This is a genomic window from Bradyrhizobium sp. LA6.8 (genome assembly GCF_040547935.1).
GTDB classification, from domain to species: Bacteria; Pseudomonadota; Alphaproteobacteria; order Rhizobiales; family Xanthobacteraceae; genus Bradyrhizobium; species Bradyrhizobium barranii.
On the sequence record NZ_JBEPQQ010000013.1, the window covers coordinates 189,370 to 197,260 of the forward strand.

General features: G+C 60.7%; 8 protein-coding genes. 6 read left to right on the forward strand and 2 right to left on the reverse strand.

Annotated features, from left to right (window positions below):
- The first annotated feature begins 92 nt into the window (after positions 1 to 92).
- Positions 93 to 572, forward strand: a complete 480-nt coding sequence (locus tag ABIA90_RS41465; RefSeq protein ID WP_354121351.1) for a MarR family winged helix-turn-helix transcriptional regulator — start codon at positions 93 to 95, stop codon at positions 570 to 572.
- 34 nt (positions 573 to 606) lie between these two features.
- On the opposite strand, the gene ABIA90_RS41470 is transcribed toward ABIA90_RS41465, so the two are convergent.
- On the reverse strand, positions 607 to 1,641 hold the full coding sequence (locus tag ABIA90_RS41470; protein ID WP_354121352.1) for an aminotransferase class III-fold pyridoxal phosphate-dependent enzyme: 1,035 nt from the start codon (positions 1,639 to 1,641) through the stop codon (positions 607 to 609).
- 444 nt (positions 1,642 to 2,085) lie between these two features.
- Between ABIA90_RS41470 and ABIA90_RS41475 the strand changes: the two genes are divergently transcribed.
- Positions 2,086 to 2,523 (forward strand): YybH family protein, encoded by a 438-nt coding sequence (locus ABIA90_RS41475; RefSeq protein WP_071916327.1) that lies wholly within the window; start codon positions 2,086 to 2,088, stop codon positions 2,521 to 2,523.
- A 292-nt stretch (positions 2,524 to 2,815) separates the two neighbouring features.
- Here ABIA90_RS41475 and ABIA90_RS41480 read toward each other — a convergent pair whose 3' ends face one another.
- On the reverse strand, positions 2,816 to 3,157 hold the full coding sequence (locus tag ABIA90_RS41480) for a hypothetical protein (RefSeq protein ID WP_354121353.1): 342 nt from the start codon (positions 3,155 to 3,157) through the stop codon (positions 2,816 to 2,818).
- Between the two features lie 440 nt (positions 3,158 to 3,597).
- On the opposite strand from ABIA90_RS41480, the gene ABIA90_RS41485 reads away from it, so the two are divergent.
- The 4 genes from ABIA90_RS41485 to ABIA90_RS41500 all read left to right on the forward strand — a co-directional run bounded on the left by ABIA90_RS41485 (position 3,598) and on the right by ABIA90_RS41500 (position 7,504).
- Positions 3,598 to 4,728 carry an ABC transporter substrate-binding protein gene (locus tag ABIA90_RS41485; protein WP_081369351.1) on the forward strand — a complete coding sequence of 377 codons (1,131 nt, stop codon included), beginning with the start codon at positions 3,598 to 3,600 and terminating at the stop codon, positions 4,726 to 4,728.
- A gap of 101 nt (positions 4,729 to 4,829) precedes the next feature.
- Positions 4,830 to 5,768, forward strand: a complete 939-nt coding sequence (locus tag ABIA90_RS41490; protein WP_224517721.1) for an ABC transporter permease — start codon at positions 4,830 to 4,832, stop codon at positions 5,766 to 5,768.
- Positions 5,762 to 6,550: an ABC transporter ATP-binding protein gene (locus tag ABIA90_RS41495; protein WP_063985287.1), complete on the forward strand. Its 789-nt coding sequence runs from the start codon at positions 5,762 to 5,764 to the stop codon at positions 6,548 to 6,550. Before ABIA90_RS41490 ends, ABIA90_RS41495 begins: the two co-directional genes overlap by 7 nt.
- A gap of 153 nt (positions 6,551 to 6,703) precedes the next feature.
- Positions 6,704 to 7,504, forward strand: a complete 801-nt coding sequence (locus ABIA90_RS41500) for a class I SAM-dependent methyltransferase (RefSeq protein WP_063985286.1) — start codon at positions 6,704 to 6,706, stop codon at positions 7,502 to 7,504.
- The last annotated feature ends 387 nt before the right edge of the window (positions 7,505 to 7,891 follow it).

Below are 7,891 nucleotides of genomic sequence, written 5' to 3' on the forward strand. Positions count from 1 at the left end.
TCAATGACGCGATCGTCCGGAAAGCGAGCGGTTGAGTGGTGCAGTGCAACTCGTTATGGTTCTGCTCCCATCACCGCGAGCAAATTGTCTTGATGAACAAGGTCAGCACGATCCTCCCGCTCGAGAACTGGACCGGATACCGGTTCGGTCTCATCGCTTCGCGGCTGGGCAGCTTCATCTCCCCCATGTACGAAGATCGTTACGAGCTGACGATGCCGGCCTGGCGAAGCCTCGCGGTCATTGCCAGGCATCAGCCGCTGACGGCCACGCAACTTGCGACATTGACCTCGTCCGATGCGTTCAAGGTCGCGCGCTCCATCGAACTGCTGGTGCGTCGAGGGCTGATTCATCGTGATGTGGATAAAGCGGACCGCCGCCGCGCCAGCCTGAGCCTCACGACCGATGGCCGCAAGGTCTACAAGGATATCGAGAAATTCGTTGTTCGGGTCGAGCGCAAGCTCATGGCCGCGCTCGATCCGCACGAAATCGAGGTTTTGAGGCGAAGCCTCGACAAGCTCGATCAGCAACTGGAGATCGAGATCAAAGCACAGGGCCGCGAGAAATTCCTATAGCGGTCTCCGGCGGCCCCGTCTGCGCCTCAGTATCTCACAATGTCCGAATGCCGCTCTTGATGCCATCGGCGATCTGACCAATCTGCTCCTCGTTGATGATAAGAGGCGGCGACAGGATCAGTGTATCGCCAACAGCGCGAACAAAGATCCCATTTTCGAAACAATGGTTCGCCACGGCGCGGGCCCGTTGACCAGGAGCGTTCGGGGCAGCTTCGATCTCCACGGCCCCAAGTAGCCCGAGGTTGCGGATATCGCGGACCGCGCCGCCGGCGCCCCTGATGTCGTGAATGGCGGCTTCCCATGTCCCGGCGATGCGCGCGACTTTCTCGAAGATGCCTTCCTCCTGATAGACATCGAGGGTGGCAATCGCGGCGGCGCAGGCAAGCGGGTGGCCGGAGTAGGTGTAGCCGTGGGCGAGCTCGACGGTGGCCTCCGATCCCTGCGACATGGCCTCGTGCACATGATGATGAACCAGCACGCCTCCCATGGGAACGGCGCCGTTACTCATCCCCTTCGCGCAGGTGATGAGGTCCGGCGTGACGCCTAGAGCCTGCGCAGCAAAGGGTGCTCCCAGTCGTCCGAAGCCGGTGACGACCTCATCGAAGATCAGCAGGATGCCGTGCTTGCTGGTGATCTCGCGCAGCCGCTTGAGATAGCCCTTGGGCGGCGGCAGCACGCCGCCGGCGCCAGCTATCGGTTCGACGACGACGGCTGCGACTGTCGAGGGGTCCACCGCGGTCAGGAGACCTTCCAGCGCATCTGCAAATTCGACGCCGTGCTCGGGCTCGCCCTTGCTAAACGCATTTCGCGCGAGATCATGTGTGTGAGGAAGGTGTGACACCCCCGGAAGCATGACGCCGAACTGCGCCCGCTGCCATCCGATGCCCGAGACCGAGAGTCCGCCGAATCCCATTCCATGGTAACTGCGCTGGCGCCCGATCAGGCGCTGGCGATGGCCTTCGCCGCGCGCCCGGTGATAGGCCAGCGCCATCTTCAGCGCGGTATCGACCGCCTCGGAGCCGGATCCGGCGAGGAAAGTATGGTCAAACCCTTCCGGCGCGATCTCCAACGCGGCAAAGTCAGCTAAGGGCCAAAAGGCGAATTACACCGTGACCAGCTCGGGGATTTCCGGTCTAGGCAATGTGTGCGCCGTCGCTCTCTCCCATTTGTCAACGTGGTTGACGGTAATTGCCCGGAATTGCTGTTCCGCGAACTATTGGATGGACTCTTCCGGCAACCAGCTGAATTTGCCTTCGCAAAACTGGTCGTGGTGGTTGAAGTTCGGCGCGTGGACCGGATGCATTAGCGATGTCATGACGCGCGATATGGACTCCCGAGGTGAACGGCGCCGTTGAAGTTGCCATCGCCTGCACCTCTTTCGTAATGAAACAATGGCCGGCCACAGCGCGACCGGCGACGGTGTCGTCATGCTGGCGGGAGCGCAGCCGCGGCAGACGACCGGAGAGATGATCTAATCATTCGGGAAAGGCGTTATCCAACAGAGGAGTATCCTATGAAGTTGGCTCAAACATCAACACTACTCATTTGTCTGCTCGGCGCGCCGGGAATTTCGTTGGCCGCGGACGCCAAGGGGGACGTGGAGAAGGCTTACGCCGCTTGGGATGCCGCATTTAATAAGCACGACGAGAAAGCCATCGGCGCCTCCTATGTCGCGACGGCAAAATTGATGCCGCCCACACATCAGGTCGCGTCGGGGCCGGCCGAGATCGAGAAGTTCTTTGCCGGACTCTTCGCGAGCGGTGTGACGGATCACAAGTTGGAGATGATCGATGCCGGCGGAGACGACAAGGTAGTCTTCGGCACAGCCAAGTGGAGCGCTACGGGTAAGGACAAGGAGGGCAAGCCGTCTCCCTTCAGTGGTTTGGCGACGCACGTCTTCGAACGCCAAGCCGACGGATCGCTCAAATTGAGGCTGCAAACATTCAACTAAAGCGGTCGAAGCTTAATCTGTCCGGCGAGGCGGCGGCCTTACCGGACGCCCAAAAGGGCTACTTGTCTCCGGTGCAAGATATGTCCGGGTTGGGTCAAACTGCGACTTAACGGGGAGGGCAGTTCTTGGCGAAACGCGGACATTTGCCCTGATCGGCACGTCTCCGAAGAGCCAAGATCAGAGTGATCGTCGCATTCGGTCGCGGCGTGGACTTGCTACCTACGATGACGTGAGGATTCCGCAGCTATCCTCTCATACAACGCCACCTCTACGCGCTAGTGCGGCAGAAGAGCTATCTGCTGGGGTCATTTGGAGCAACGGCCTCCTCGAACAGCTCAACCCTACCGCGCGTGTTGTCTGTTACCGCAAAAACCTCGTAAAAATCGATCTGCGGCTTCATGCCGTAGCGCTGGATGATGCCCTCGAGCCACGGCCCGGTGTAGAACGCCGTAGCGTCCTCGATACGCTCCCACTGGTACACGCCGCCCGCCCAGCCGCTTTCGGACCAGATGAAGTGCTTGCTGATCAGCCCCGTCACCCCGCGGAAGTTGGGGGCGATCTTGTGAAAGTGCTCGCGACACGCGGCGTGGTCGATCTGCGGCGGCAGTGTATATCGTACAACGGCGGTAATCATGCGACCTCCTTGTAAGTATGCCCCGGCGCAACATTGATGCCATTCCCGGGATCAAGCTAGCGAAGCGGGAAGCCGACCATTCCAAAGCATGCTGAACTTAGCGTCGAAGTTCAGCCTATCCTGCATGATCTCGGTCCGGGCGTTGCTCAATTCGCGCAACGCAGGCTCCATGCATGCTGGTGCGTGTCGACTCAGATATTGACCATCTACTCGCGCCGATCGCGATCAAATGCGACAGACGCCGCCGTGAGTAGGTCAACACGATTGACAAGAGCCTTAATCGCCGCGCGGCTATCTCCTTCCAATTTTTTGCGTTAATGTGAAGCTCTTCACACCTGTGTAGCAGACGGGCTCGGATGATGCCCAAAGAGAGGTGAGCTAAGGCCCCGCAAAGCGCCGCCCAGTTCTATTCCATTCACACGCGAGTTTGGGAGTGACACATGGAAAAGCGCGAAATTGGCAACAGCTTGACGAAAGGTCTGTCCGAAGCGAAGCGGGGCGCCTTCTCCCGCCGCTCGGTGTTGACGTTGGTTTGCACCCTCGGCGCCACGGCGCCGCTTGGAATGTTTGGAGCGGCTCGCGCGCTGACGGCATCCGGGACTGGATCGCTGTCTTATATTCCCGGCGAGCCTCTTATTTGTCGCGCCGCAGCGAGCAGTGAAGAGCTGCAGGGCCCACCCCGCCAACTCAAACTCGCCTGGAATGCGAACGCGGCGTGCACCGTCGCTGCGGCAGTCGCAAAGGAGCGGGGTATCTTCGCCAAGCACAACCTCGATGTCGAATTCGTCAATTTCGGCGGTTCGACCGACCAGTTGTTGGAGGCGATTGCAACTGGCAAGGCGGATGCCGGTTTGGGATTGGCCCTGCGCTGGCTCAAACCGCTGGAGCAAGGTTTCGACGTTCGGATCACCGCCGGTGTGCACGGCGGCTGCATCCGGCTCCTCGGCTCCAAGGCTGCGAATATTGACAGCCTGGAATCCCTGCGCGGCAAGGCCATCGGGATTAGCGATCAATCGAGCCCAGCGAAGAACTTCTTTTCGATCTACCTCGCCAAAAAGGGCATCGATCCGGCCCAAGAGGTAGAGTGGCGCCAGTACCCGGCCAATCTGCTCGCGCTTGCCGTCGACAAGGGCGAAGTGCAGGCGCTGGCCGAGATAGATCCGCTGCCCTACCTCTGGCTCAAGGAAGGCAAACTCAACGAGATCGCGACGAACTTGACGGGTGAATTCGCCGACCGCACCTGCTGCGTTCTCGCGATACGTGGCAGCCTCACCCGAAGCGAAATGCCGGTGGCGGCCGCTCTGACCCGATCGATACTGGAGGGGGCAGACCTAGTTGCCAGCGATCCCGCCGATGCCGCAGCAATCTATTCGGGCTACGGCGGGAGAGGATCCGTAGAGGATCTCGCCACCATGTATCGTAGCCATACTCACCACAATCACCCGGTCGGGGCCACGCTCAAGAAGCAGCTTCTACTCTACACCGACGAACTCAAGGCAGTGAACGTCATGAAGCGAAGCACTGACCCGGCCAAGTTCGCCGAGCGGATTTATCTTGACGTTCTAAGCTGAGCCGATTGGGAAGATCCGCAGTGAGCTCGGTCATCGATGAAGTGCCGAGGCCATCAGAGAAATCGGGTTTCGGCTTTTTTGAAAGTTCGACCACTCGGTCGTTGATCGGCGGACTGTCTGTTGCCGCCGCATGGTCTATGGTCGCCGTGCTCACTGCGCTCTGGCCGGATAAGCCCGAGAGCGATTGGGCCTACACGGGCGGCTTCGCGATTGCCTGCGGCGCGTTGGCCCTTGCGCTCGCCCTGGCAGCCTTTGCCGGCGTTCGTTTTGTTGCTTTTCAGCGTCTCCAGCGGCTCTCCCCGTGGCTGTTTGCGCTCGCGCTGTTTTTTGCTGCCTGGGAGGCCGTCACAGCAAAGCTTGGATTGCTGCCGTTGCCGTTCTTTCCGCCGCCGCAGGCCATTGTCGAAGTCGTAATCGATGATTGGGGGCGGCTGGCTGAAGGCATCTTCGCCTCAGCGCGTCTGCTCGCGACCGGTTACTTTCTCGGTGCGGCGGTGGGGTTCGTAACCGGCGTGGCGATCGGCTGGTCGCGGCTCGCCGGTTATTGGATCCACCCAGTTTTGCGGTTCATCGGGCCGCTGCCCGCGACAGCTTGGCTGCCGCTCGCATTTTTCGTTTTCCCGTCGAGCTTCAGCGCCAGCATTTTCCTGATTGCGCTCGCCACCGGGTTTCCGGTCACCGTGCTGACCTGGTCGGGCGTCGCCTGCGTGAAGAGCGCCTATTACGATATTGCGCGGACATTGGGAGCAACCCAGCGCTTCCTCGTGCTCAAGGTTGCCATTCCGGCGGCAATGCCACATGTCTTTGTTGGCCTGTTCATGGGTCTCGGCAACTCGTTTGCGGTTCTTGTCGTAGCCGAGATGCTGGGCGTGAAGGCGGGGCTCGGCTGGTACCTGCAATGGGCGCAAGGTTGGGCGGCCTATGCCAATATGTACGCCGCGCTGCTGCTCATGGCGTTCTTGTGCTCAGGGCTGATCACGCTGCTGTTCCGCTTGCGGGACCGCCTGCTATCCTGGCAGAAAGGTCTGGTGCGATGGTAGCGGCGATCGCAAGCGATCACGCGGTCCGTGGATCGACGCTAACGCTCCGCGAAGTGAGCCACAGCTTCGATCTCGAAGGGCAGCCCCTGCCGGTATTGGACCGCATCAGCCTTCAGGTCGGCCGCGGCGAATTTGTCGCTCTCCTGGGGCCGAGTGGGTGCGGAAAATCGACCCTGCTGCGGCTGGTCGCGGGGCTCGACACTCCAACAGCCGGCTCCCTGCTAGCGGAGGGAAGAGAGATCGAAGCACCCGATCCGTCGCGTGTCGTCGTTTTTCAAGACCCAACGCTCTATCCATGGCGGACGGTACGGAGCAACGTTGCGCTCGGTCTGGAAGCCCGCGGGTTGCTACGCACTCATGGCGGGCGTATCGAAGACGCCTTGCGCCTGGTGGGGCTCACGGGCTTCGCCAATGCCTACCCGCACCAGCTTTCCGGTGGCATGGCGCAACGCGCGGCTCTGGCGCGTGCGCTTGTCAACGACCCAAAGCTGCTCATTCTCGACGAACCTTTGGGCCAGCTCGACTCGCTGACTCGCATCGCGATGCAGGCGGAACTCGTATCACTTTGGCAGCGCTCGCGCTTCACGGCGCTGATGGTCACGCACGATGTCGAGGAGGCGCTATTGCTTGCTGGCCGTGTCATCGTGCTGAGCGACCGGCCTGCACGGGTCAAGGCTGAAGTCGTCAACAGCCAGCCCTATCCTCGCCACCGGGGCGATCCGCACTTCGTTGAGCTTCGTCGCGAGGTGTTTGGGCAACTCGGCCTCGATGAGGCATGGTAGCCCTCAAAAGGAGCTCGCCGTGACGGATCTTCTCATACGCATCCACAGAGCAAGCAGCACGGCGTTCTCGCCGCGATCGCAATGCGATTGTGTTAGCGGCTGTGCAGCCACCTCGTGGAGATCTAAAAATCTGGGAAGCGCACGGAGACTTCGATGACCTCAGAATTCAACGTCCACAGCGCCGCGGGCTATGAGCAGCTCATGGGCCGCTGGAGCCGAAGACTCGCGCGGAAATTCATCGACTTCACAGGGATTTCCGACGGCGAAAGGATTCTCGAGATCGGCTGCGGCACCGGTAGCTTGACCTTCACGCTCGCCAAAGCCGCCGACCTCGCCGAGATTACCGCGGTCGACTATTCGCCAATCTTTGTCGAGGAGGTAATCCGGCGCAACACAAACCCGCGAATAAAAGTCCGACAGGCGGATGCCTGCGCCCTGCCCTTCGAGGGCGGCACGTTCGATCGCGCTTTGGCGCTTCTCGTGCTCCAGTTCGTTCCCGAAGCCGGTAAGGCAGTAGCCGAGATGCGCCGCGTCGTTCGGCCGGGCGGCGTGGTCGCGGCAGCGGTGTGGGATCATCTCGGCGGGATGCCCGGCATGCGCATGATGGTCGACACGGTGGCGGCACTCGGTGAAAGCGGGCGCCAGCTGCGCAGTCGCTATTGCTTTCAACCAATGATGCAGCCGGGCGAACTGAGACGGACTTTTGCCGAACAGGGTCTCGTGAGCATTGCGGAAGTAGAGCTGATGATCCGCATGGACTACAAAAGCTTTGCCGACTATTGGACGCCGATTGCCGCTGGCGAAGGGCCGCTCGGCAAGTATGTGGCAGCGCTCGATGCTGCGGAGCGAGCGCGCACCGACGCCGCCGTGCGCGATGCCTACGAGGCCGGCCGGCCCGATGGCCCGAGGTCCTTTGCAAACGTCGCGTGGGCGTGCCGAGGCATCGTTCCCTAACTCGACGGCCAGAGCGGTCTCTTCCGAGGTCCTGACTATCTGAGTGCCCGGGTGGAAAGTCGATGAACGTCTGGGCTTAACCAGGACGAGCAGGCTTGCTGCTCTGCTACGCGGACACGAGAAGATTGGCGAAGTGGAAACTTTTCATTTTCTGCTTGAAGTCAGGTGAGTGAGCGTCTATGCGTTTTCCAGCGTTGCTCGTCTGTCGGGCGCTCTCTTTGGCCTAGATGCCAAGGGAAGCATGCACGCTCTTGATGCTCCTCACCTTGTTGAGTGACACAACAGTCGACATAAGTCGATTGGAGTTCATTCATCGTCGGTAAGGGTGTCGGAACCCTTCCACTCTGGAAGGTTGGGGCCTCCTGGTCCCGGGCTGTTTGACAAGTG

Excerpts from the sequence above, each read along its gene's own strand:
- ABIA90_RS41500 (WP_063985286.1), top strand. The coding sequence starts at position 6,704 with ATGACCTCAGAATTCAACGTCCACAGCGCCGCGGGCTATGAGCAGCTC.
- ABIA90_RS41495 (WP_063985287.1), top strand. The coding sequence starts at position 5,762 with ATGGTAGCGGCGATCGCAAGCGATCACGCGGTCCGTGGATCGACGCTA.
- ABIA90_RS41465 (WP_354121351.1), top strand. The coding sequence starts at position 93 with ATGAACAAGGTCAGCACGATCCTCCCGCTCGAGAACTGGACCGGATAC.
- ABIA90_RS41485 (WP_081369351.1), top strand. The coding sequence starts at position 3,598 with ATGGAAAAGCGCGAAATTGGCAACAGCTTGACGAAAGGTCTGTCCGAA.
- ABIA90_RS41475 (WP_071916327.1), top strand. The coding sequence starts at position 2,086 with ATGAAGTTGGCTCAAACATCAACACTACTCATTTGTCTGCTCGGCGCG.
- ABIA90_RS41480 (WP_354121353.1), bottom strand. The coding sequence starts at position 3,157 with ATGATTACCGCCGTTGTACGATATACACTGCCGCCGCAGATCGACCAC.